This window comes from Providencia stuartii, from assembly GCF_029277985.1.
Lineage (GTDB): Bacteria > Pseudomonadota > Gammaproteobacteria > Enterobacterales > Enterobacteriaceae > Providencia > Providencia zhejiangensis.
On record NZ_CP119546.1, the window covers coordinates 2,886,246 to 2,909,629 of the forward strand.

Consider the following 23,384-nt stretch of genomic DNA (forward strand, 5'->3'; position numbering starts at 1 on the left):
GAAACCGTCGCAATATCAACCCAAATTTTTTCATTGCTTTAGTTATCGGAAAAATGCCGTAAACATTTAGTGCTTACGGCACCTTTCTAATAAAAAATTAAAAAATATCACTGAGATCGACGGTATACGCTTGAACCGCTTTCGAGGCTGTTTTATCGACCCCATGATGACTACGAATTTGGTTAATCAAAGCAATTAACTTATCCGAGTAGTTAGGGTCTGTTGCATAACCGGCTTGATGTAAACGGCGTGCCGCAACTTCCGGTGATTGCGCATGCTTAACGCTGTGATAACGAGGGTTTTCGGTGAGTAAATTAATATAGTCCGCAATCGCTTCTTCATAAGAAGCATAAACGCGAAAATTATCACGCATTTTCATGCTTTTACCGTTAATCACCTCGGTCGTCATAATGTTAGTCACAGGTCCTTGCCAGCTTTTCCCTGCTTTAATACCGAATAGGTTATGACTGGCTTTCCCTTCTGCCGTTAAAATTTCTCTGCGTCCCCAACCACTTTCCAGCGCGGCTTGAGCAAGCACTAACAGAGGCGATATACCACTTTTTTGACTCGCGGCTTTGGCTGGCTCAATAAGCTGACTGATAAAGTTTTGGCTATTTAGCGAGAGGGATTTGACTTTTCGCATTGGTGATGACAATGCATCACCTAATGGCGCAAAACGGCGTACAATTTGAGCCATTGCTGGATTAGGCAGCGAATCCAGTAACTTACTCTCCATACTGAATGGCTTTATTGGCTCTTCGAGGGAGGAAGTCTCACCTTGAGTTTGTTTTAACTGCTGATACATCATTTCGCCGAACCCTAATCCTTTATTCGACAAATCTTGAGCAATTTGTTGATCATACATACTGGTCAGCATGCGTGTTTGATCGCTGGAAAATAAGCCATCTTGAGGTAGCGCATCACGCATACTTTTCAACATCATTTGCACAAATGTCGCTTCCAGTTGTTGGGTGACTTGACGTAACCCTTTATCTGGGGAATCAGCAATTTCACGTTTTAGGCTACTGAGCGACTGCAAATCAAATGCCGCACCTTGCATGAGTTGCATATCATTCATTAGATGATCTCCAACTTAGCACGTAAACAACCCGCGCTCTCCATCGCTTGTAAAATAGACATTAAATCTGTTGGCGTTGCGCCTAAAGTATTCAGCGCCTGTATGACTTGGTTCAGCTGTACACTTGCGTTCACTTTTTGTAGCGCGCCACCTTGCTCACGAAGGCCGATATTTGTATTACGCGTCACTACGGTTTGTCCGCCAGCAAACGGCGTGTCCGGTTGGCTCACTTGCGTTTGCCTATCAACCATCACAGATAAACTGCCATGTGCCACGGCACAGCTTTCTAATGTCACACTGCGATTGATCACGACTGAACCTGTACGCGAGTTAAGGATAACTTTCGCTTCAGCAATCGGCGTGCGAACGTTCAACTCTTGGACTTGTGCAAGAAAACGTACTTGCTCACTATTCGTCATCGGCACACGTAACTGTACTGTGCGAGAATCTAATGGTGTTGCTGTACCTGCCCCACGTAACCGATTGATCGCATCACTAATATCTTGAGCTAATGTGAAACTATCGTCATTAAGTTGTAGATTGATTACACCATTTTGGCCGAAACTCGTTGGGAGCTCACGTTCTATCGTGGCTCCTCCAGTGATCCGCCCACCAGCCAATTGGTTAACTTTGATACTACTCCCCCCCGCACTGGCGCCTGCTCCCCCGACTAAAATGTTGCCTTGTGCCATCGCATAAATTTGTCCATCAACCCCTTTCAAAGGCGTCATTAGCAATGTTCCTCCGCGTAGGCTTTTCGCATTCCCCATTGAAGAAACAACAACATCGAGTGACTGACCAGAACGAGCAAAAGGCGGTAATTTAGCGGTGACCATAACGGCCGCCACATTTTTCAATTGCATATTGGTGCCAGGAGGAACCGTGATCCCCATCTGAGATAACATGTTACTCAAGCTTTGGGTGGTAAATGGCGTTTGCATGGTTTGGTCACCCGTGCCATCCAGCCCGACCACCAATCCATAACCAATTAACGCGTTATCACGCACACCCTGCACCGTAGTTAAATCCTTGATGCGCTCACCATTAACGGGGGCAACAAACACACAGAGTAGTGTCAGCAGAAGGGTCACTAATTTATTCATTCGATTATCTCTACGAGTTTACAGCTCAATTTTCACCTTAATAAGGCGAAACATTTAAGAAAAAGCGTTGCAACCAGCCCATGGTTTGTGATTCGTTAATATAACCATCACCGACATATTCAATACGTGCATCCGCCACTTGTGTGGAACTGACATTATTATCCGCACCAATTGTTCGAGGGTTCACAACACCCGAAAAGCGAATCGATTCTGTACCTTGATTGATAGCAATACGTTTTTCACCAACAACATGTAAGTTGCCATTCGCTAAGAGTTGATCGACCGTGACGGTGATTGTGCCTTTAAATGTATTATTAGCATTCGCTCCTCCCTTCCCCGTAAAATCGCTACTTCCTTTCACATCCAATTCGGTATTGCTACCCCCTAACCAGCCCTGCATAAAACCGGGTAAAATGGCGGCTAAAAAACCTGTTTTGCCACTACGATTCGCATTGGCCGATGAGTTCTTACTGGCGCTAACATTCTCTTGCAAGTTAATCGTTAAAATATCCCCCACATTACGAGGCCGCCTATCTTCAAACAGTGGCTGATAGCCATAATATGCAGGCTGTGCACTTTGAAAAATGGCGCCATTAGGTGCAGGTGCGGTCGGTGCTGTCGGTAACGCACTTGTCTGCGTATCCACCAGAGGACGAGGTTTGACATAAGCGCAGCCACTGATAGCGAATACCAATGTCAGCACGAGAACCTTACTAGGTGAAAATAATGAATTTTCCTTATTTTGAGGGACAATACCGCTTTTCATCATCATGGTGCTCTTTAGCTGCTGTATCTGTTTTATCATCACGTTGAATTCCCTCTCATTCGCCAAATGACAACCTGCAATCATCCGCAAATTGCCATTTAGCTTGTACTGGATGTACTGGATTGCTATTCCATCAAATTAAAGTTGTGTTAAACGTTGCAGCATCTGGTCAGAAGCAGAAACCGCTTTACTGTTAATTTCATAGGCACGTTGAGTTTGGATCATATTGACTAACTCCTCTGCAACGTTAACGTTCGAGGTTTCCAGCATATGTTGATACAGCAAGCCAGCACCGTTAGTGCCCGGCGCACTTTCATTTGGAGCGCCTGAGCTGGCGGTTTCCATATAGAGGTTTTCCCCCATACTTTCTAAGCCTGCATCATTAATAAAGGTTGTCAGTGTGATTTGCCCAATTTGTTGTGGTTGGTTATCACCATAAACTGTGATTGAAACGGTACCGTCCGAGGCAATAGAAAGGCTATTTGCATTATCTGGGATGGTAATTGCCGGCACGATCTGGTAACCACTGGAGGTGACTAATTGGCCATCCTGATTAGGCTGTAGAGCGCCATCACGGGTATAAGCATCGCTACCATCAGGCATCTGCACGTGTAAAAAACCTTGCCCTTTAATCGCAATATCCGTGGTATTCCCTGTTTTATTCAACGCACCTTGGCTATGTATACGCATTGTTGCGACAGGACGGGAACCCGTACCCAATTGTAACCCCGATGGCAAAGACGTTTGCTCTGAGCTCATTGCCCCCGGTTGACGAACATTTTGATATAACAAGTCTTCAAATACAGCACGCTGACGTTTAAAACCATTAGTACTGACGTTTGCCAAGTTGTTGGAAATAACATCAAGGTTGGTTTGTTGGGTATCAAGCCCAGTTTTCGCAATCCATAGAGAACGGATCATGGTGATTCCTTACTAAAAATTAGCTAACGGCAAGCAGTTGGTTGGCTTTTTGTGCATTTTCATCCGCACTACGTACCACTTTCATCTGCATTTCAAAATATCTCGCATTGGCGATCATCGACACCATAGCTTCAGCCGCATTAACATTGCTGCCTTCAATCACTCCCGATGTGAGTGATGCTCGTTCACTTTGTGCCAGCACATCACCATTCGCGGCTATTGCCTGTGGTGAGAGATGAAATAATCCATCTTCACCGCGTAGCAAATCCTGAGGTTGAGCTTCCACAATTTTCAAACGACCAATTTGACCTAACATGGTTGGCGGATCGGTGGCGAGTAGCGCGGTGACCGTACCATCCTCACCAATGGTTAATTCAGCATTTGGGGGAACGTTAATTGGCCCACCATCACCTTGTAAACGGTGTTCACCAATCACCAGCTCACCCTCAGATGAAATTTGGATGTTCCCGTTACGTGTATAAGCCTCACTGCCATCGGCAAGTTCAACCGCTAAGAAATGCTTATCGTTCAATGAAACATCCATCGGCCGGCCGGTATAATTAAGCGGCCCTTGGCTCATATCAGCGCCTGGCGTTGAAGCAACGACTAACGTACGTGTTTGCTCGCTATCACCATTAATCGGAACAGCGCGCATCGCCGCTAACTGTGCTTTAAAACCAGAGGTAGAAACATTCGCAATGTTGTTAGAAACAATCGCTTGGTTTTCAAGCGCATGTCGAGCTCCACCCATTGCGGTATAAATGACGTGATCCATGGCCACCCTCTACTATTAACGTAAATTAACCATCGTTTGCAGCATCTGATCTTGGGTTTTGATTGTCTGCGCGTTCGATTGATAGTTACGTTGCATCACAATCATATTGATCAGCTCTTGGCTCATATCAACGTTAGAAGACTCTAACGCTCCACTCGTCAATTTCCCGAATTGACCAACCCCCGGTACGCCATCCATTGGGTTACCTGACGCATTTGATGATGCCCACACGTTACCGCCTTGTGAAACTAAACCACTTGGATTAGCAAAAGCAGACAGGGCCACTTGACCAACCACTCGCTTTTGTTGGTTTGAGTAGTTAGCAACAATCAGACCGTTGTCTTCTATTTTAAAATTGGTGTACTCACCGGCAGGATAGCCATTAACATCAATAGCACTGACAGAAGATTCACTGACTTTTTGCTGACGAGTTTTATTTAAGTCAACCTGCAATGTGCCATCATTAGCGCCATTCAATCCGTTGTAATCAAATGCAAAAACGGCATTCGTTGGGCTGGCTAAGCGACCATTACCATCGAATTCTAGGTCACCTAATTTTTTCGCCACCTTATCGCCTGAGTCTCTTCCATAAGCCGTCCATTTATTGTCATCCGTTTTAACAAAATAAACTGAAATTTCATGGGTGTTACCTTGGCTATCAAAGGCACTCATTGTGGTACTAAAGTTATAACTTCCTGTGTCATCAGGGTTATTAACATCAAATGGTTTTGATTTAACTTTATCTTCGGAGTTTAGATTAATAGTGAGCTTTGCCGTATCAGATGCTCTTGCATCCATCATATCCGTTGGGATATTTAATCCTTGAGGTACGCCACCGCTTTGAACAACGATATTGCCATTTTCATCTAAACCCGCTGGGTAACCCGTAATAATCATTCCTTGGTTATTCACCAGATTACCGCTTTTATCGCGCGTAAATTGTCCATCACGGCTATAAAAGATATCGCCGTTTTGATTTTGAACTCGGAAAAAGCCATTACCAGAAATTGCCACATCTGTCGGTCTATCCGTCCGAGTAATTGGACCATCTTTAAAATTTTGAGTGACTGCCGCAACGTTAACACCCAGACCTACGCCTGAACCGGCAAACATATCGGCAAAAGAGGTGGTCGCCCCTTTGAAACCATTGGTTGCGGAGTTGGCAATGTTATTACCAATCGTATCAAGCCCCGCTGAGGCGGCATTTAAGCCACTAACTGCTTGTGAAAAAGACATGTGTTCTCCATGACGGTTTGGGGAATAAAATTAAGATGATGGGTAGACCTTAAAAATGCTGCTAAGTGGCACACTCTGCCCTATCCCAACATCCAATAAAGGCGCATCAGTGCCCGGTGTGACACCATTCACTCGGGTATAACCCAGCTTAGTGACTTCTATCTCAGCACCGTTTTTAATGGCCTTTACATCAAAGAAATATTTACTTTTAGTATCTGCAACTAATTGACCGTTGTTATCACGGCCATCCCACGACATATCGTAAATATCGGGTTTTACTTCTGTTTCGTAAGAAATCGTACGAACCACTGCCTTATTTTTGTCACGAATGGTGATCTCAACGCTGTCTGCGTGTTTAGGTAGGAAGAAACCAAATGGTGAAGAAATGTAATCATCTTGAGATACCTCACTCTCATCACCACTATCATTTAACACCGACAAACTACGGTTGAGTTCATCATCAGGTAGAGGATTTGTTGGCTTAGAAATATCGCTATTTTCACCACTTTCTTGTTTTTTAAGCGGCGCAAGCACAATTTCATTACGCGGTATCAAAACCCCTTTTCCTACTAATTGGGTTGCTTGCAACGATTGACCTGAACCGATTTGACTTGAGATCCCGCTGACTTTATCGCTCAACTTATTCATGCTTTCGAGAGTTGCAATTTGGGCAAGTTGACTCGTCAAGTCCGTGTTTTCCATCGGCTTGGTGGGATCCTGATTTTGCATCTGCGTCACGATCATTTTTAAAAATGTGTCACGCATATCATCTGTTTGACTTTTTGTTGGAATATTACTTTTCAATGGCTCAGGGCCAGTCGTTGTATTATCCAAAGAATCATACATTGTGGCTGCAATGCCCATTTTGCTTCCTCGTTACTGGCCTATGGTTAAGGTTTTTTGAAGCAACGTTTTCGCGGTGTTCATTACTTCTAAATTCGCTTGATAGCTACGGGAAGCAGAAATCGTGTTGATCATTTCACCAACCATATCGACATTAGGCATACGTACATAACCTTTCTCATCGGCTAATGGATGACCGGGCTTATATTCCATACGTGGCGGTGTAGGATCTTCAATCAATTGGCTGACTCGCACACCACCGACCTCATTGCGACCTTGAGGCGACATTTGAAAGACCACTTGTTTCGCACGGAAAGGTTCACTGTCAGGGCCAACGACACTTTCTGCGTTAGCCATATTGCTGGCACTCACATTGAGGCGCTGTGATTGAGCCGTCAATGCAGATGCTGAAATATCGAAAATACTTAATAAAGCCATAATCATTACCCTTGTTGTAGCACGGCCAACATGCTTTTAACGCGACTATTAATGAATGTCAGATCTGCCTGATATTTCAACGTATTATCTGCAAATTGGCTGCGTTCTATATCCATATCAACCGTATTACCATCCATTGACGTTTGGTATGGCACACGATATTTAAGATCAAGAGCGGGGGCTTTCATGCCTCGGCCTTCTATATGGCCCTTTGCTGTCACTGCAAGCGCAACACCTTTACCGTTGATCCCAGCGCGATCGACCGCCTGTTGTAACTGACGACTAAAATCAATATCTCGCGCCTGATATCCGGGTGTATCCGCATTCGCAATATTTGCGGCCAATACAGTTTGTCTTGCCTCGCGTATTGATAATGCCTGCTGCTGAAAAGCAAATGTGGCATTTAATTTATCAATCATGTTCGCCCTCGATAAATATGTGCTTACCTAGCGTTTCAATCTTATCGCTCTAAATAAGCTGGAATATGTCACGTCATTCGCCAACGCGATTCTTCAAAGAATAGCAATGCAGAAAACGCTGAAATTTAAAATTCGACGCGCTTATATTAGCGGTATGACAAAAAATCTAATGGCAGGATAAAGGCAAAATTATTGACCTATTTGCCCCATTCAATATTGATGGCATGCGTAGAATGCGAGCAACTAAAAAGTGTATGTTGATAAGGTGCCAGTTCGATGAATGGTTTTCAAACAACAATATTCAGTACATTAATTTTACTGACAGCCACCGCTGAAGCCTCTTTACCTCAAGACATTAACGACTATTTTCGCCAAATACACACAAAACCTAATCAAGTTTCTATTGAGATAAAAACCCCAATAGAACGTTGGCCCAATTGTGAAAAACCACAAATTTTCCCACCCGTCGGTAGGCGAAATATGGGAAATATTTCATTACCTGTACAGTGCGGTAAAAAGAAGCAATTTATCCAATTAACCGTTAATGTCACAGGGCAGTACCATGTTGCAACACGCAATATCACCCGTGGTGAAAAAATTGAATTTGTTGATATCGGGACCAAAAAGGGGTTATTACACAAATTACCCTCTGGCACGATAAATGATAAAGTCGCAATACGCGGTAGTATCGCACTACGTGATATCAATGCAGGACAGACGCTGACGCAATCCATGATGCGTAAACCATGGGCTATTAAAGCAGGACAAAACGTCTATGTTTTTGCCAATGGAAATCATTTTTCTGTGAAATATGAAGGACGAGCCATCAATAATGCTGCCATAGGTGAAAATATACGCGTGCGTCTCATTAACGGCCAAGTTGTGAATGGCTCGGCCCTCGAAAATGGCAGTGTTCAGATAGCGCTCAAGTAGCGAATTTTAATTGAGATTCAATAACATAATATATAGTATGTACCCGCTAATAATGAATAGTAGCGGCATCATTTCAAATATTAGAATTGTCTTAAAGATAAGCATAACATTAAAGAACTCGTAATTAATGCCGATATTCCATTCATAAAAATATCGGAACAGGAAAAACACTATGGCTATTGAGCAAACATCTGCAATTTCAGCGTTAACGCAAGTCACAAACCGTGACCCTCAAGATCCTGCGGCACAACTTCGTGAGAAAAAAGTCTCAGAAGCCGAGTCAGTCAAAGAAAGTACTTTTTCACCAAGTGAACTCAAAAAGAAATTACTCCAGCCTCAGGCGAGCGATATTAATAGTGAAAAGGTTGAAAGAATTAAGCAAGCCATTAAAGAGGGAACATTGCAAATGGATGCAGGAAAAATTGCTGACGGTATTTTACGCGATGCCCATGAATGTATGCTGGCGATGAAATAAGATAGTTAATATGAACGACGAATTATTAATATTATTGGAACAACAGCTAACACATTTGCAGTCATTACAAATTGTGATGAAGAATGAAGAGCTGTTGTTGGGCTACCACCGTGTTCCACCCTCACCTTTTCAGGAAGCGACTGAGCAAAAACGCTATTTAGTCACCACGATAGGCCATGGTGAAACAAATCGGTTACGCCTTGAGCAAGAACTTGGTATTGCCGCACCTTATGATGAACATCCTGCTCTTTATCATCTATGGGCTGAAATTAAAGCGCTAACAACGACGTTAAAAGAGCTTAATTACCGTAACCACCAAATGTTGCAGTTGCACATTGAACTGAATAATCAGCGACTTGCTTTTGTCAAAAAGCATAATAATCAATCAACTTATGGTGCGGATGGTTTAGAAGAGAAACGCCCTGTTTTAGGGAAGAAAATCTCTATTTAATCTCAGTGATATACTGGTCAATTATGACTCGCTAGCTAAAGTCGGTATATCATTGAAGAATCATTTATTTTTATTATCGTCGCATCCCATCATCATCGCGTTTACGAGCCAATAAAAGAGAAGCTATCATTTAAGGTATATCATTGGTTAAACCAATCTCGCCCTTTCGCTGGGCAACTAGATCTATCCAATAGTAATAGATGACTCATCCAAGCATCTTATTCTATAACTTCACAACAACCAGCAGCCACAAAACATAATAATGATCCAATTGGCATCATACCTATTGGTGATATAACTGTTGGTATGTTTCAAGCCATTAGAATTCAACGTGACATCATCAACATCACAAAAGCGTTTCTATCAAATGCGTTTTTTATGTCTTCTGCCAGTGATAGCTGTGTGATATCGATAGGCAATGATTATGGAGAGGTTATTCTTTTATCCAAAGATAAAAATGCCATGGCGGACAGTGTGTGATGCCTGACTGGATTACCCAATAAGGCATCGTACTCTTTTATTAAATACTCATCGCTTTCATAAACGGATTTAGCTGCCACTGATCATGGATGTCATACGAATTTTACGACGATCATTTAGTTCAAGATTTGACATCACGACCAGCTGTGGCAAGCTTCGACGTAAAAAACGAGAAAGAATCAAACGTAAGCCATGGTTAACTAACAATACCGTCGGGGCTCCCATGGCTTCTTGATGCCTTATCGCCTCTTCTGCCTGATTTTGAATAAATTGTGCTAAATTAGGCTCTAACCCGCCGCCATTTTTTGCCGCCTGTAATAAAATTTGTTCGAGACCGGCATCTAATCCAATCACTTGAATTTCTTCTGCATGACCAAACCACTGTTGGGTTATTGCTCGTCCTAGCGCGATACGCACCTGCGATGTTAAATAGTCAGTATCTTTTTGCTCACCATTTTCACCTGCCATTTCAGCGAGTGTTTCAAGGATCGTCCGCATATCTCTGATCATCACCTCCTCCGCCAATAAATTCTGCAATACACGATGCAGTATTGTCAGAGAAATGGTGTCAGGGATCAGGTCATCAGCCAACTTCGGCATCTCTTTTTTCACTCGGTCATACAACAATTGAGCTTCTTGACGACCAAACAATGTGCTGGAGTTCTGTAGCAGAATTTGATTAAAGTGCGTCGCCACAGCCGTACTCGCGGAGACAACGGTATATCCTTGAATTTGAGCCTGTTCACGTAAATCATCATCAATCCACACAGCTGGCAGACCAAAGGCGGGTTCTTTAGTCGCATCACCAGGTAAGGTGCCTGCTGCATTACCGGGGTCAATGGCTAAACTACGCCCTGGTTGAGCTTCACCGCGCCCAACCTCCGCACCTTTGATAAGGATGCGATATTCACAAGGGGAAAGCTCTAAGTTGTCGCAAATATGAACAACTGGAGGCAAATACCCCACCTCTTGAGCAAATTTTTTGCGTAGCCCACGAATACGTCCAAGCAATTCGCCTTGTTGGTCGTTATCCACTAAAGGGATCAACCGATAGCCAACTTCCATTGCCAACAAATCTTCTAATTGAACATCGTCCCACGTCGCTTCAACGACTTTATTTGCCTCTTGAAACTGTTTGAGTTGACCATCCTCAGTTTGGTTTTCAGGCTGTTTTGATTTACGTACTAAATACCAACCCAATCCAGCTAACGCCACCGTAAACAGTAAAAAAACAAAGTTTGGCATGCCTGGGATTAAGCCAATTAACCCTAATACCCCTGCACTGAGCCACATAACTCGTGGGTTATTAAATAATTGGGTGACCATCTGCTCACCCACATCCTCATCGGTCGCCACACGAGTCACAATCACCCCCGCGGCAGTGGAGATAATCAGAGCAGGGATCTGAGCCACTAAGCCATCACCGATAGTCAGCAACGTATAAGCACTGGTTGCATCACCTAGCGTCATATTATGTTGCCCAACACCTATTATCAGTCCACCAACGACGTTGATCACCATGATCATGATCCCCGCGATTGCATCTCCACGCACAAATTTACTCGCACCATCCATCGAACCATAAAAATCAGCTTCTTGAGTGACTTCTGCTCGACGTTTTTTGGCTTCATCATCATTAATAATTCCCGCATTCAAATCCGCATCAATGGCCATTTGTTTGCCAGGCATACCATCGAGTACAAAACGTGCACCGACTTCAGCGATTCGTCCAGCCCCCTTAGTAATCACCATGAAGTTAATCAACACTAAGATGATAAAAACGACAATCCCGATCGCAAAGTTGCCGCCGACCAAGAAGTGACCGAAGGCTTCAACAACACGCCCTGCCGCATCAGGACCGGTGTGACCATCCAGCAAAATGATACGTGTTGAGGCGATATTCAGTGATAAACGTAATAATGTCGCGAACAGTAAGATGGTTGGGAAAGCGGCAAAATCAAGTGTACGCTTGGTGAACATTGCCACTAATAGCACCATAATGGATAGCGCGATATTAAAGGTAAATAGCAAATCCAAAATAAAGGCCGGTAGCGGCAGTACCATCATTGATAAGATAAGTAAGATAAGCACTGGGCCAGCAAGAATTTGCCACTGTGTACCCTGTAAATTTTTAGGCAATTTTAATAATGCAGCCAAATTAGCCATCGCGATTGTTTTCTCCAGCAAAATCCAGCGCCGGTGGCACTGGTAAATTTTTCGGTTTTCTTGGTTTTAATCCACCCTCACGCCGCCAGCGACGCAGTTGGTAAACCCATGCTAAGACTTCTGCCACCGCAGCATACAGTGCGACAGGAATGCTTTGCCCTATTTCAGCATGGCGATAGAGAGCCCGTGCTAATGGGGGAGCCTCTAGCTGTAAAATTCGATGCTCTTGGCCGATTTCTTTGATGCGTTGCGCTAACACGCCAGCACCTTTTGCCAATACTTTCGGCGCCCCCATATGTTTGTCATCGTATTTTAATGCGACTGCATAGTGAGTCGGGTTGGTGACAATCACATCGGCTTGAGGCACATCCGCCATCATGCGATTACGCGCTATTGCTCGCTGCTGCTGACGAATTTTTGCTTTAATTTGAGGGTCACCCTCTTGCTGTTTAAACTCGTCTTTGATTTCTTGACGGCTCATTCGTAATTTTTTCAAATGAGAGCGAAACTGATAAAACACATCAAATGCCACCATCGGGATCAGCAAAAATACAATTAAATAGCCGGCAAAAATCACCTTGTACATCGCGTTTTCTAACGCACTTACTGGTGATTCGGTTACCAGATGCAACAATGATGGCCAGTTTTGCCATAAAAAAATGGCTGCCCCTAATCCAACAAACATCGACTTTAGGACTGCTTTAAACAGTTCAGAGAGTGCGTTCATCGAAAAAATTCGTTTTAATCCACTGATTGGATTAAGCTTTTTCAAATCAAATTTAATTAATTTACTATTAAATAATAAGCCACCAACAAGTGAAGATGCCGAAATACCAACTAACGCCAACCCGCCAATGACAGGTAAGAGTGCAAATAATGCTTCCCCTACCATTTGTCCAAAGTAACTCACCATCAACAAGGTGTTTTGTATATAGTGCCCATCAAAAATAAAGCCTTGACGAAAAATTTGCCGCAACTCGTCGGCAAGGTGCCCACCACTTAGCCATAATAGGCTGATACCCGCCAACATCATCATTAGCGAACTTAGCTCTTTTGAACGAACTATCTGCCCATCATCTTTTGCTTTCTGTTTTTTATGGGGCGTGGGTTCTTCTGTTTTTTCTACATCACTGTCGTCGGACACGCCATTTCCTTGCTGGTCAGCAGATTGGAAGTTTGGGCTATAGCATGACAGAGTGTAAAAAAATCAATGCAAGAAAATAGACGACGTTCACTAGGGTTATTTACCCATTGAGTAATATTTCAGCTATTTTGCGAAACGTTACGCAAAAAATAACGGCATCGTGCATTAAAAAGATGTCGAAATTACATGACAAAAATAAAGACGAAAATCCTGAGTATGCTGATTAAGCGTAGACATGATCAGTACTGCAAAATAAATACACCGAATCCTATTTTGTTCGGTCATGTCAGAAGGTAAGCTAATCAGCTACTTTCTTGTTTAAAGGTCACCACGATATGGATAGTTGCCATCTTGTCGCCCCAGAGGTTTTAGCTGAAGATGCCAAAAAAGAAGCGGAACGCATGCTAAATTGGTTAAAACAACAAGGTATTATTGACCCTGATTATCAGCAGCTAGAAGATGATGAAGTGTTGTATCGCCCGACGCCAGCGTATAAACAACCCATCTTATATGTGATTGATGATAAAATCGTACCGACACAACTTCCCGAAAACATACTGAAAAACTATTTAACCATTACCACTGAGCGTACGGTTTTCCATGCCGGAGGAAATGGTCTGGGTATCTACTGCCCAACGTGTAAAAATGAGCAAAGCGAGCAAAGTGAACGTTGGAGCGATGCGGTGACGGCTTGGTACGAAGGTCATCCTCATGATTTAGAATGTGTCAATTGTGATTATCACGCCCCTATTTCAGACTGGCATTATGACCCACCATGGGCATTTGGTGATTTAGGATTCAGTTTTCATAGTTGGGATATGAGTGATGATTTCATTCAGCAATTTACTGAAGCATTTGGTGGCAAAATTGTTGAAGTCTATCAACATGACTAAGTAATAGGTCGATAGCGTGCTCTGTTTCATGACTTGAGCGACATATTCTCTACATGATGAAATCCCCCTGCATCATAGTTGAAGGGGGATCTACCGCCAGTTAGAAACCTAACTCATCTAACAAATCATCGACTTGCGATTGTGATGCCATCACATTCGCACCGTCTTTATTAATCTGTGGGCCATTTAATAAGCTGTCATTCTGCTGTTTAACTCGCATTTCTGGTGGCGTATTTTCCATTAACAATGCGAGTAGTTGTTTCTCTGCTTCTTCGACCACTTCCATCATTTTTTTAATGACTTGCCCTGTCAGATCTTGAAAGTCTTGTGCCATCATGATTTCAAGTAATTCTGCTTTAGTCGTATTACTATCAGTAATCACTCGACCGAGAAAATCATTCGTAGATTGCTGTAATTCCGCACTAATTTGGTTATTAGTCACACCATTCCATTGCTGCTGCAATGCTAGCGCTTGGTCATGCATCTGGGCTTGCAGCGGTTTGATTACATCAATACCATTTAATGTTTTTTCAGCTGCTTGAGCCGTCATTTGCGCAATATAGCGTAGACGGTCTTTGCCATCAGGAATGCTAGCAACAGCCTGCTGAACACTTTTTTCTAAGCCAAGTTCCCGCATGCTTTCGCGCAAAGTTCTCATCAAGGTACCAATCCGAGTAATGACCTGTTTTAAATCGTCATTACCAGTGGGACTGCTCGCCGTTACTATTTGTTCTGTCATCACACTCTCCTTCAGCAGGTGCGTTTATTGCAATCCCATCTTTTCAAATACTTTGTTCAATTTTTCTTCTAATATCGCCGCGGTAAATGGCTTCACAACATAGCCACTCGCACCCGCTTGGGCTGCTGCGATGATATTTTCTTTCTTCGCTTCAGCAGTCACCATCAAAACAGGAATATGTTTCAACGCTTCATCGCCACGAATAGTTTTCAATAACTCTAAGCCATCCATGTTAGGCATATTCCAATCCGCAACCACAAAATCAATATGCCCGGCACGGATTTTTTCTAAGGCATCAATGCCATCTTCCGCTTCTTCAATTTTATTAAAGCCAAGTTCTTTTAATAAGTTACGAACAATACGTCGCATCGTGGAAAAATCATCTACTACCAAAAAACTCAGATCTTTAGCGGCCATAACCACTCCTTCAAAAATACAATTGTAAATTCTGCAACCGTTATGCGGACACAGATGAAAGTCGAGCCAAAACACTCGGCGCAATTTTGGCAATATCTTGAATTTCGTCGACAGCATTGAGTTCGATAGCTGCTCGCGGCATGCCAAATACCACGCAACTGCTTTCGTTTTGTGCGTAGGTGACCGCGCCTTGTTGACGCAAGTTCAGCATGCCTTTTGCCCCATCCATGCCCATTCCGGTTAATAAAATACCCACACACTTACGACCAACACATTTCGCCACGGAGTCAAATAACACATCCACAGAAGGGCGATGGCGGTTTACAGGTTCAGTTTGCTGTAAACGGATGCGATAACCACGGCCGTTATCGACTACCAACATATGTGAATCACCGGGGGCAATATAAGCATGGCCTTTCTGTAGTGGTTCATTGTGTTCGGCCTCTTTCACGGTCAACGAACACAATTTATTTAACCTTTCAGCAAATGAACGCGTAAAACCGGCAGGCATATGCTGTGTAATCACCACCGGAGGACATTCACGAGGGAGCATTTCTAAAAATTGGCGAATAGCTTCTGTCCCGCCAGTTGATGCCCCTACAGCAATCACTCTGCTATGACAAACATAGGGTGACAGTGGCTTAACCATTTTTGTTGGCTCAGCAACCCCCTTTTCTGGACGCGCAAAACGATTTCGCTGAGTAATTTTTGACATGGCCGCGGCACGGATTTTTTCGCCGATCACATCACGGTAGCTCATCATGGTTTCACGGATACCAATTTGTGGCTTAGTGACAAAATCAACCGCACCAAGCTCTAATGCTTTCAGTGTGACTTCAGAGCCTTTGGATGTAAGCGTAGAAACCATAACAACAGGTAATGGGTGTAACCTCATCAATTTCTCTAAAAAATCAATGCCGTCCATCCGTGGCATCTCAACATCAAGCGTTAAGACATCAGGTTGATGTTGTTTGATTAAATCACGCGCCACATAGGGATCCGGTGCCGTATCAACAACCATCATGTCGGAGTGACTATTAATGATTTCACGCATGATTTGACGCATTAATGCTGAGTCATCAACACAAAGCACTTTAATTTTGTTCATCACCCCCTCCTCGCCGATTGTAAGCTGTAGACTGTTTGTCCTTTAATTACAAATCGTTGTGATAATTGTGATAAATTTTCTGAATGGCCGATAAATAACAAACCGTCTGGTTTGAGTAATGGCGCAAACCGCTCTAATAGTTTGATTTGCATCTCTTTATCGAAGTAGATCATGACGTTACGACAAAAAATTGCATCAAAGCGATGTTGCAGCTGCCAATCGTTATCGCTAAGATTTAAATACCGAAATTCAATCATCTGCCTTAATGTCTGTTTAACACGTGCGTAGCCTTCAAAATCTCCCACCCCTTTCATGAAATAGCGTTGCCGCTGTAATGCACTGAGTGATTTGAGTTCTTCAATGCGATACACACCTTGTTTCGCCTTATCTAATACCTCTGTATCAATATCACTTGCGATGATTTTGGCATTAGAGGCTTGAGCACCCAGCACATCGCTTAGTGTCATCGCAATAGAATAAGGTTCTTCCCCTGTTGAAGAAGCCGCACACCAAATATTGATGTTGCTATTTTTACGAGAACGAACAAAATCGGCCAAAGTGACAAAATGATGAGGTTCACGGAAAAAAGCGGTTAAGTTTGTCGTCAATGCATTCACAAATGCTTGCCATTCAGGATGTAACGGCTCTCGCTCTAACATATGGAGATATTCAGCGAAATTACTGACATTACAGTCTCGTAACCTTTTTAATAACCGGTTATACACCATGTTTTTTTTATTCATGGTAAGAACGATGCCTGATTTTTTATGAATAAATCGGCAAACCCGACCGAACTCTTCATCGGTCAATGGTTCTATCTGTGGCGCAAAAAGCATCGTACTTTGTCCTATTTAATAAAAACCCAGAAGCAGCCGATAAACGGCTGCTTAATGCCTAGCAATGAATTAACGAATGTGTGCGACTTTATTTTCCGATACTTCAAAGAATGCAACGGTATCAACTAAGTTATTGGCTTGGTCTTCCAAGGCCGCTGTTGCACTGGTCGATTGCTCAACCAATGCGGCGTTTTGTTGCGTCACTAAATCCATTTGGCTCACTGCTGTTGCAACCTGTTCAATACCTCGGCTCTGTTCATTAGAAGCAGACGCGATATTCCCCATCAATTCAGTGACCTGATTCACTGCCGCCACCAACTCATTCATGGTTTGTCCCGCTTCGTTAACTAATTGAGATCCTTGGTTGACTCGTCCGACGGATTCATCAATCAATGTTTTAATCTCTTTCGCCGCTTCAGCACTACGCTGAGCCAATGCACGAACTTCACCTGCAACAACCGAAAACCCACGTCCCTGTTCGCCAGCTCTAGCTGCTTCTACTGCGGCATTTAAAGCGAGAATATTGGTTTGGAAGGCAATGCCATCAATCACACTAATAATGGCACTGATTTTTTGTGAGCTGTGTGAAATTTCTGTCATTGTTTCAATAACATCGACAGTAATATCACCGCCTTTAGTTGCCGTTTTTGATGCTGAGATCGCGAGTTCACTTGCTTGACGTGCGTTGTCCGCATTTTGTTTTACTGTCGCAGTTAATTCTTCCATGCTCGCTGCTGTCTCTTCTAATGATGCAGCTTGTTGCTCCGTGCGAGAGGATAAATTGTTATTGCCCAACGCAATCTCACGAATACCGGTATACATTTGGTCAGTGTTGATGCGTAAATTAATAACTGAAGTCGCAAGTGACTCTTGCATCAGTTTAAGTTGTTCAAATACTTCACCAATTTCATCTCGGGTTGTGACGCGAATATCTTGATTCAGTTTGCCTTGCGCGAGTTTCATAAAGTGTTCACTCATGCTCATGAGTGGATAAATGACTTTACGTTTCATCCAAAAATGCGCTAAACCAGAAACGGCTAAAATAATGAAGGTCACAGCAAAGAACATAAACCAGGCCACTTGATTATAGAAATTCGCAGAATCTAGTGAGTTTTTGCTGTCGTTGTTCAGTAACTCAAGGTATTGGTTGATAATTTCAGCCATCTGATCTTGATGCTGCTGTGCAGGCAATGCGACATAGCCAGGAATGTCATTACTCTCAATCAACGCTCTTAATTCTTTTAAAATTGCCACAAAAGCTTGGTAACTCTCTTCGATTGCCGCGAGATTTTCATGCTCATTCAATAGCGGCTGAGCTTTAAATTTTTCATAGTCGTCAGCCGCTTTTTGTAGAAATTGATCAAAAACACCTTTCGCCTGCTCAATGCTCTTCGTGTCAGAATCCACTTTCATGTGCACCACGATTTGGGTCAGAGTACTACGGGCTTGCATAAGATCTTCATAGGTGGTTTCGAGTAAATCACGTTTTTTCGAACCGAGATCGATACGTTCTAAAGAAGAGAGTTCGCTAGACACTATTCCCAATGAAAGGGCGCTAGATACTATCTGCATCCCACAAAACATAATAAGCAGTAGATATAAACTGACTGAAATCCTTATACTCTTACCAAACATATTTTATCCCCACATACGCCAGCTAAGATTTCTATGTAACAATCACTATTTCAGTGATGTACAGAAACGCTGCCAAGCGTAAAACTTGGCAGCGCTAAGCTGAGCTGAGTCTTTAGAAAGTTTCCCAATTGTCATCATCTTGATGATTCTTCGATGCTATTTTTTTCAAATCTGGCGTCTTCACGACATTTGAAATTGTTCTTGCCGCAGGCTCTGTCACTTGGCGCTCTGTTTGCTTCATGGCAGGCAAACGGAAAATCGATATCAGTTGAGCAAGCTTAGCGACTTGTTCTTCCAAAACATTTGCCGCAACCGCAGATTGTTCAACGAGTGAAGCATTTTGCTGAGTCACCTTATCCATTTCAGCAACGGCAATACTGACCTGTGAAATTCCCTTGCTCTGCTCATCTGATGCCAATGCAATATGGGACATAATGTCAGTGACACGAGTAACGGACTCAACAATTTTTGTCATTGTTTCACCCGCATCACCAGCTTGACGCGCGCCTGTATCGGTTCTTGATACAGAGTCTTCAATCAATGCTTTGATCTCTTTTGCGGCATTTGCACTGCGCTGCGCGAGGTTACGAACCTCATCGGCCACCACCGCAAATCCACGCCCATGTTCACCAGCACGTGCCGCTTCAACCGCCGCATTCAATGCTAATATATTGGTTTGGAAGGCAATGCTATCGATAACAGCAGTGATATCTGAGATCTTTTGAGAACTTTCAGCGATATTCAGCATGGTATTTACCACATTGGACACCACTTTCCCGCCTTCTTTAGCAATCGCTGAAGCTTGACTTGCATACTCGCTAGCTTGATGCGCGTACTCCGTATTTTGTTTTACTGTCGCGGTCAGCTCACTCATACTCGCGGCAGTTTCTTCTAAACACGCAACTTGTTGCTGAGTACGAGAAGAAAGATCATTGTTACCCGCGGCTATCTCACTGGTTCCTTGATAAATAGTCTCACTACCATCACGAACCCCACGAACCGTATTAATCAGTTCTTGTTGCATATGTTCGACACCCCGAGCCAATTCACCAATTTCATTGGTCGCCTTGGTATCAACGGTTGGTGTTAAATCACCCGCAGCAAAAATTTTGATTCGTTGAATTAAATGCCCTAAAGGTTCAATAATTCCCTTACGTACATAGCGGTAACTCAAGAAGCCAATAAGTGCTAATACAACCGATAAAAAGATAATTAAATATAAGGATTCGCGATAATTAGCATCGGCACGTTTAACTTCACTTTGGAAATCGGCTGAAATGTCAGCAAAATAAGCATTAAATTGTTCTTCAAATTTAATTTGATGTTCTGACGTACGATGTGCATAGAATTGCTCTAATTGACCTTTTTGAGCGTATTCCCCTAATTTAATTAACGCATTACGGTAAGTTTCATAAGTTGAAAAGAGCTTTTCAAATTTAGCCTTATCATAATTTGTTTCTGACATCAGCTTGTTATAACGCTGATAGGCAACATCCGCGGCTTTAAAATTACGATTTGCTGCCTTAATCAAGTCGTCAGCGGAAGCATCATCCTGATAGGCGCGCCCTTCCAATAAATAAGCATTGACTGAGCGATTAAGATTAGCGCGAGCTTGTAAAAGATTAACCCAACTTTCGGTTAATACTTGTCTTTGGCGTTGGAGCGAATTCAAATAATTAATACTGTCACTGTTATCGCCCAGTTTATTAAACATCAAACTGCTGGATATTAACTGCAACAGAATAAAGACAACAATGACGGACAAAAGTCCTGATACGATTTTAATTCGGCTGTGCATGACGTTTTACTAACATAATGTTGTTGTATTTTTGGTATCGGTCGTAAGGCTAAAAACTTTAGCCGTTGAAACGAGAATATTTATGGCTGAGGGTTACTCAGCCATGCTGTCAATCAGCGCCATTTCGTCACTGGTTAACAGTTTTTCAATATCCACAAGAATCAACATACGCTCTCCCACAGTACCAAGCCCTGTCAGATATTTCGTTGATAATGTGACGGCAAAATCTGGCGGAGCAGCAATTTGCTCTTCATTCAGCACTAATACGTCGGATACACCATCAACAACAATGCCAACAACCCTGTCTTTTAAATTCACAACAATCACCACCGTGTTGTCGTTATAGGTGACGTTTTGATGGGAAAATTTAATGCGTAAATCAATAATAGGGATAATCACTCCCCTTAAATTGGTAACCCCTTTAATGAAATCAGGTGTATTAGCAATACGAGTAACTTGCTCATATCCTCTAATTTCTTGTACTTTTAATATTTCGATGCCGTATTCTTCTTCGCCTAACGTAAAAATGAGATAACCTTCCCCATTTTTTTCTTCATCAAGCTTATTTAAATCATCATCCAACATTGACATAGTGTTTAGCCTCTATCTCTATTTAGTGCAGAACGGGTTGTGCAATTTGCTGCTTCTTTTTCAGCAAAATGCTGTTATTCATCTGTTGTAGCTCAGCCACATCTAAAATCAGTGCGACAGAGCCATCTCCCATAATGGTAGCGGCAGAAATTCCCGGAATTTTGCGGTAATTACTTTCAATATTTTTAACAACGACTTGCTGCTGCCCCACCAACTTATCAACCAATAATGCAAAACGATGTCCGGCATGTTGAATGATCAGCACGATACTATTGGCCAAGTCGCGCTCAGCGCCAGTGATACTAAACACTTGATGTAATTCAACTAAGGGAAGGTATTCGCCGCGGACCAATAACATTTTTTCTTCGCCCGCAAGGCGATAAATATCTTCTTGGCGTGGTTGTAACGTACTGATAATGGCACTTAGTGGAACGATAAATACATCCTCTGCAACTTTCACTGACATACCATCTAAGATGGCTAAGGTAAGCGGCAGTAAGATACGAATGATGGTGCCTTTTCCTTCGGTGAAACCAATCTGAATGCGTCCGCCCATGTCTTGAATATTGCGTTTTACAACATCCATACCGACACCACGCCCAGAAACATCGGTGACAACTTCTGCGGTTGAAAAGCCCGGAGCCATAATCAGCATGGCAATCTCTTCATTGCTCATGCCGTCATGAACACTCATGCCTTGAGAGCGAGCCTTTGCAAGAATACGTTCACGATTGAGACCTGCGCCATCATCCCGAACTTCAATACAAATATTGCCACTTTGATGTGATGCCGAGAGTGTTAATGTACCGGTTTCAGGCTTGCCATTAGCAACCCGAACATCAGGCTTTTCAATACCATGGTCAAGGCTGTTACGAACGAGGTGATTAAGGGGATCAACAATACGTTCAATTAAACTTTTATCGAGCTCTGTCGCACTACCTTCGACTTTTAACTCAATTTTTTTATTGAGCTTAGTGGCAATATCACGCACCATTCGAGGAAAACGGCTAAAAACGTAATCCATCGGCATCATACGAATCGACATAACGGACTCTTGCAATGCACGAGAGTTACGTTCCAATTGCACTATCGAACTCAGTAAATCACCATATTCATTGTGGTCGAGCTGCTGACTATGTTGAGTCAGCATGGACTGAATAATCACTAACTCACCCACTAAATTAATAAGCTGATCAACCTTTTCCACGGCGACACGAATACTACTAGAATCGGCTTTTGTTTTTGAAGAGACAGCTTTGCGAGAGTCTGCATTTGCTTTAGGCTTGACTGCCGCGGTTGAAGGCGCTTCCTTGTTAAGGCCCTGTTCAACCTCTTTTGCAGAATCAACCGCTTCTGAAGCAACATTTGCTGAATCAACCGCTTCTAATTCATTATTACTGTCTGCGAGTAGGTAAGCTAAACAGGTTTGTGCATTGGTTAATTGATGACTGATCTGTGACTCATCAACAACAAAACATAACACGCCACAAATATCTTCAATTGCTGTATTGGTTCCAACCCAAGCCGTTAAACTATCTGCTGTTTTTTGTGTGTTATACAGGGTGCCGAATAGCGCTAACTCCTCCGCTAATAGCTCTACCTCATTCTTTTTCAATTGATTAAGCGTGATGATAAAATAATGCTCGTATTCACTTTTTATCGTGTCTTCAGCAACTTGAACAGAGGTTGATTGGTTCAAGGGTAATGCGATGCTGGTTTCTTCAATAACCACTTCTTCGGCTTTCTGCTCTACACGTCCAAGTACTTCACAAATATGCTTAAATGATTCTTCATCCGGTAATGAATCATTTTTATAAGCTTCAAGTTGTGCGGCCATCACATCCTTTGCATCAAGAAAAATATCAATGATATCAGGTGTTAATGTCAGTTCATCATGACGTGCCTTATCGAGCAGGTTTTCTAATGTATGCGTGGTGTTTTGCAACTGTGTGAAACCAAAGGTCGCAGCTCCACCTTTTATTGAATGAGCACTACGGAAGATTGCATTTAACTGTTCGCTATCTGGGTCGACAGGATCGAGCTCAAGCAAATGTTGTTCCATATCCCTAAGTAACTCATCAGCTTCATCGAAAAACGTTTGATAAAACTCAGTAATATCCATGGTTCTTATCCAATTTA

23 protein-coding genes are annotated in these 23,384 nt (G+C 42.8%); 4 read left to right on the forward strand and 19 right to left on the reverse strand.

Going from position 1 to position 23,384, the window contains the following annotated elements; translation table 11 throughout:
• Positions 1-97 precede the first annotated feature (97 nt).
• The 9 genes from flgJ to flgB form a co-directional block, all read right to left on the reverse strand.
• On the reverse strand, positions 98-1,078 hold the full coding sequence (flgJ, locus tag P2E05_RS12865) for a flagellar assembly peptidoglycan hydrolase FlgJ (RefSeq protein WP_272578074.1): 981 nt from the start codon (positions 1,076-1,078) through the stop codon (positions 98-100).
• Positions 1,078-2,181, reverse strand: a complete 1,104-nt coding sequence (locus tag P2E05_RS12870) for a flagellar basal body P-ring protein FlgI (RefSeq protein ID WP_154622982.1) — start codon at positions 2,179-2,181, stop codon at positions 1,078-1,080. Before P2E05_RS12870 ends, flgJ begins: the two co-directional genes overlap by 1 nt.
• 37 nt (positions 2,182-2,218) lie before the next feature.
• On the reverse strand, positions 2,219-2,986 hold the full coding sequence (locus tag P2E05_RS12875; RefSeq protein ID WP_375097498.1) for a flagellar basal body L-ring protein FlgH: 768 nt from the start codon (positions 2,984-2,986) through the stop codon (positions 2,219-2,221).
• 99 nt (positions 2,987-3,085) lie between these two features.
• A complete protein-coding gene (flgG, locus tag P2E05_RS12880; protein WP_154622981.1) occupies positions 3,086-3,868 on the reverse strand; it encodes a flagellar basal-body rod protein FlgG in 783 nt (260 codons plus the stop codon).
• Between the two features lie 19 nt (positions 3,869-3,887).
• Positions 3,888-4,643 carry a flagellar basal body rod protein FlgF gene (locus tag P2E05_RS12885; protein WP_154622980.1) on the reverse strand — a complete coding sequence of 252 codons (756 nt, stop codon included), beginning with the start codon at positions 4,641-4,643 and terminating at the stop codon, positions 3,888-3,890.
• Between the two features lie 15 nt (positions 4,644-4,658).
• Positions 4,659-5,879, reverse strand: coding sequence for a flagellar hook protein FlgE (flgE, locus tag P2E05_RS12890; RefSeq protein ID WP_154622979.1), 1,221 nt, complete (start codon positions 5,877-5,879; stop codon positions 4,659-4,661).
• Between the two features lie 30 nt (positions 5,880-5,909).
• Positions 5,910-6,743 carry a flagellar hook assembly protein FlgD gene (locus P2E05_RS12895; RefSeq protein WP_272657452.1) on the reverse strand — a complete coding sequence of 278 codons (834 nt, stop codon included), beginning with the start codon at positions 6,741-6,743 and terminating at the stop codon, positions 5,910-5,912.
• Between the two features lie 12 nt (positions 6,744-6,755).
• Entirely contained in the window at positions 6,756-7,160 is a 405-nt protein-coding gene (gene flgC / locus P2E05_RS12900) for a flagellar basal body rod protein FlgC (protein ID WP_154622977.1), read from the reverse strand.
• A 5-nt stretch (positions 7,161-7,165) separates the two neighbouring features.
• Positions 7,166-7,579: a flagellar basal body rod protein FlgB gene (gene flgB, locus P2E05_RS12905; RefSeq protein WP_154622976.1), complete on the reverse strand. Its 414-nt coding sequence runs from the start codon at positions 7,577-7,579 to the stop codon at positions 7,166-7,168.
• A gap of 276 nt (positions 7,580-7,855) precedes the next feature.
• Between flgB and flgA the strand changes: the two genes are divergently transcribed.
• The 3 genes from flgA to P2E05_RS12920 all read left to right on the forward strand — a co-directional run bounded on the left by flgA (position 7,856) and on the right by P2E05_RS12920 (position 9,438).
• Positions 7,856-8,512, forward strand: coding sequence for a flagellar basal body P-ring formation chaperone FlgA (gene flgA, locus P2E05_RS12910; RefSeq protein WP_154622975.1), 657 nt, complete (start codon positions 7,856-7,858; stop codon positions 8,510-8,512).
• A gap of 172 nt (positions 8,513-8,684) precedes the next feature.
• Positions 8,685-8,987, forward strand: coding sequence for a flagellar biosynthesis anti-sigma factor FlgM (flgM, locus tag P2E05_RS12915; protein ID WP_154622974.1), 303 nt, complete (start codon positions 8,685-8,687; stop codon positions 8,985-8,987).
• 10 nt (positions 8,988-8,997) lie between these two features.
• Positions 8,998-9,438: a flagella synthesis protein FlgN gene (locus P2E05_RS12920; protein WP_154622973.1), complete on the forward strand. Its 441-nt coding sequence runs from the start codon at positions 8,998-9,000 to the stop codon at positions 9,436-9,438.
• Positions 9,439-9,987: 549 nt separating this feature from the next.
• On the opposite strand, the gene flhA is transcribed toward P2E05_RS12920, so the two are convergent.
• On the reverse strand, positions 9,988-12,084 hold the full coding sequence (gene flhA / locus P2E05_RS12925; protein WP_154622987.1) for a flagellar biosynthesis protein FlhA: 2,097 nt from the start codon (positions 12,082-12,084) through the stop codon (positions 9,988-9,990).
• Complete coding sequence (flhB, locus tag P2E05_RS12930; protein ID WP_163862351.1) at positions 12,077-13,228, reverse strand: flagellar biosynthesis protein FlhB; 1,152 nt, start codon at positions 13,226-13,228, stop codon at positions 12,077-12,079. The genes flhA and flhB overlap by 8 nt, the downstream gene beginning before the upstream one ends.
• A 335-nt stretch (positions 13,229-13,563) precedes the next feature.
• Here flhB and P2E05_RS12935 point away from each other — a divergent pair, with 335 nt between their 5' ends.
• On the forward strand, positions 13,564-14,121 hold the full coding sequence (locus tag P2E05_RS12935) for a hypothetical protein (RefSeq protein ID WP_154622971.1): 558 nt from the start codon (positions 13,564-13,566) through the stop codon (positions 14,119-14,121).
• 100 nt (positions 14,122-14,221) lie between these two features.
• Here the strand turns inward: P2E05_RS12935 and P2E05_RS12940 are convergent, their stop codons facing one another.
• The 8 genes from P2E05_RS12940 to cheA form a co-directional block, all read right to left on the reverse strand.
• On the reverse strand, positions 14,222-14,860 hold the full coding sequence (locus tag P2E05_RS12940; protein WP_154622970.1) for a protein phosphatase CheZ: 639 nt from the start codon (positions 14,858-14,860) through the stop codon (positions 14,222-14,224).
• 24 nt (positions 14,861-14,884) lie between these two features.
• Positions 14,885-15,277 (reverse strand): chemotaxis response regulator CheY, encoded by a 393-nt coding sequence (gene cheY / locus P2E05_RS12945; protein WP_154622969.1) that lies wholly within the window; start codon positions 15,275-15,277, stop codon positions 14,885-14,887.
• Positions 15,278-15,317: 40 nt separating this feature from the next.
• On the reverse strand, positions 15,318-16,385 hold the full coding sequence (locus P2E05_RS12950) for a protein-glutamate methylesterase/protein-glutamine glutaminase (RefSeq protein WP_276122819.1): 1,068 nt from the start codon (positions 16,383-16,385) through the stop codon (positions 15,318-15,320).
• Positions 16,385-17,221, reverse strand: a complete 837-nt coding sequence (locus P2E05_RS12955) for a CheR family methyltransferase (protein ID WP_154622967.1) — start codon at positions 17,219-17,221, stop codon at positions 16,385-16,387. The genes P2E05_RS12950 and P2E05_RS12955 overlap by 1 nt, the downstream gene beginning before the upstream one ends.
• Positions 17,222-17,290: 69 nt before the next feature.
• Positions 17,291-18,856 (reverse strand): methyl-accepting chemotaxis protein, encoded by a 1,566-nt coding sequence (locus tag P2E05_RS12960; RefSeq protein ID WP_154622966.1) that lies wholly within the window; start codon positions 18,854-18,856, stop codon positions 17,291-17,293.
• Positions 18,857-18,968: 112 nt separating this feature from the next.
• Positions 18,969-20,654 (reverse strand): methyl-accepting chemotaxis protein, encoded by a 1,686-nt coding sequence (locus P2E05_RS12965; protein WP_272657453.1) that lies wholly within the window; start codon positions 20,652-20,654, stop codon positions 18,969-18,971.
• 93 nt (positions 20,655-20,747) lie between these two features.
• Positions 20,748-21,245: a chemotaxis protein CheW gene (gene cheW / locus P2E05_RS12970; protein WP_154622964.1), complete on the reverse strand. Its 498-nt coding sequence runs from the start codon at positions 21,243-21,245 to the stop codon at positions 20,748-20,750.
• Positions 21,246-21,267: 22 nt separating this feature from the next.
• Positions 21,268-23,367: a chemotaxis protein CheA gene (gene cheA / locus P2E05_RS12975; protein WP_276122820.1), complete on the reverse strand. Its 2,100-nt coding sequence runs from the start codon at positions 23,365-23,367 to the stop codon at positions 21,268-21,270.
• Positions 23,368-23,384 lie beyond the last annotated feature (17 nt).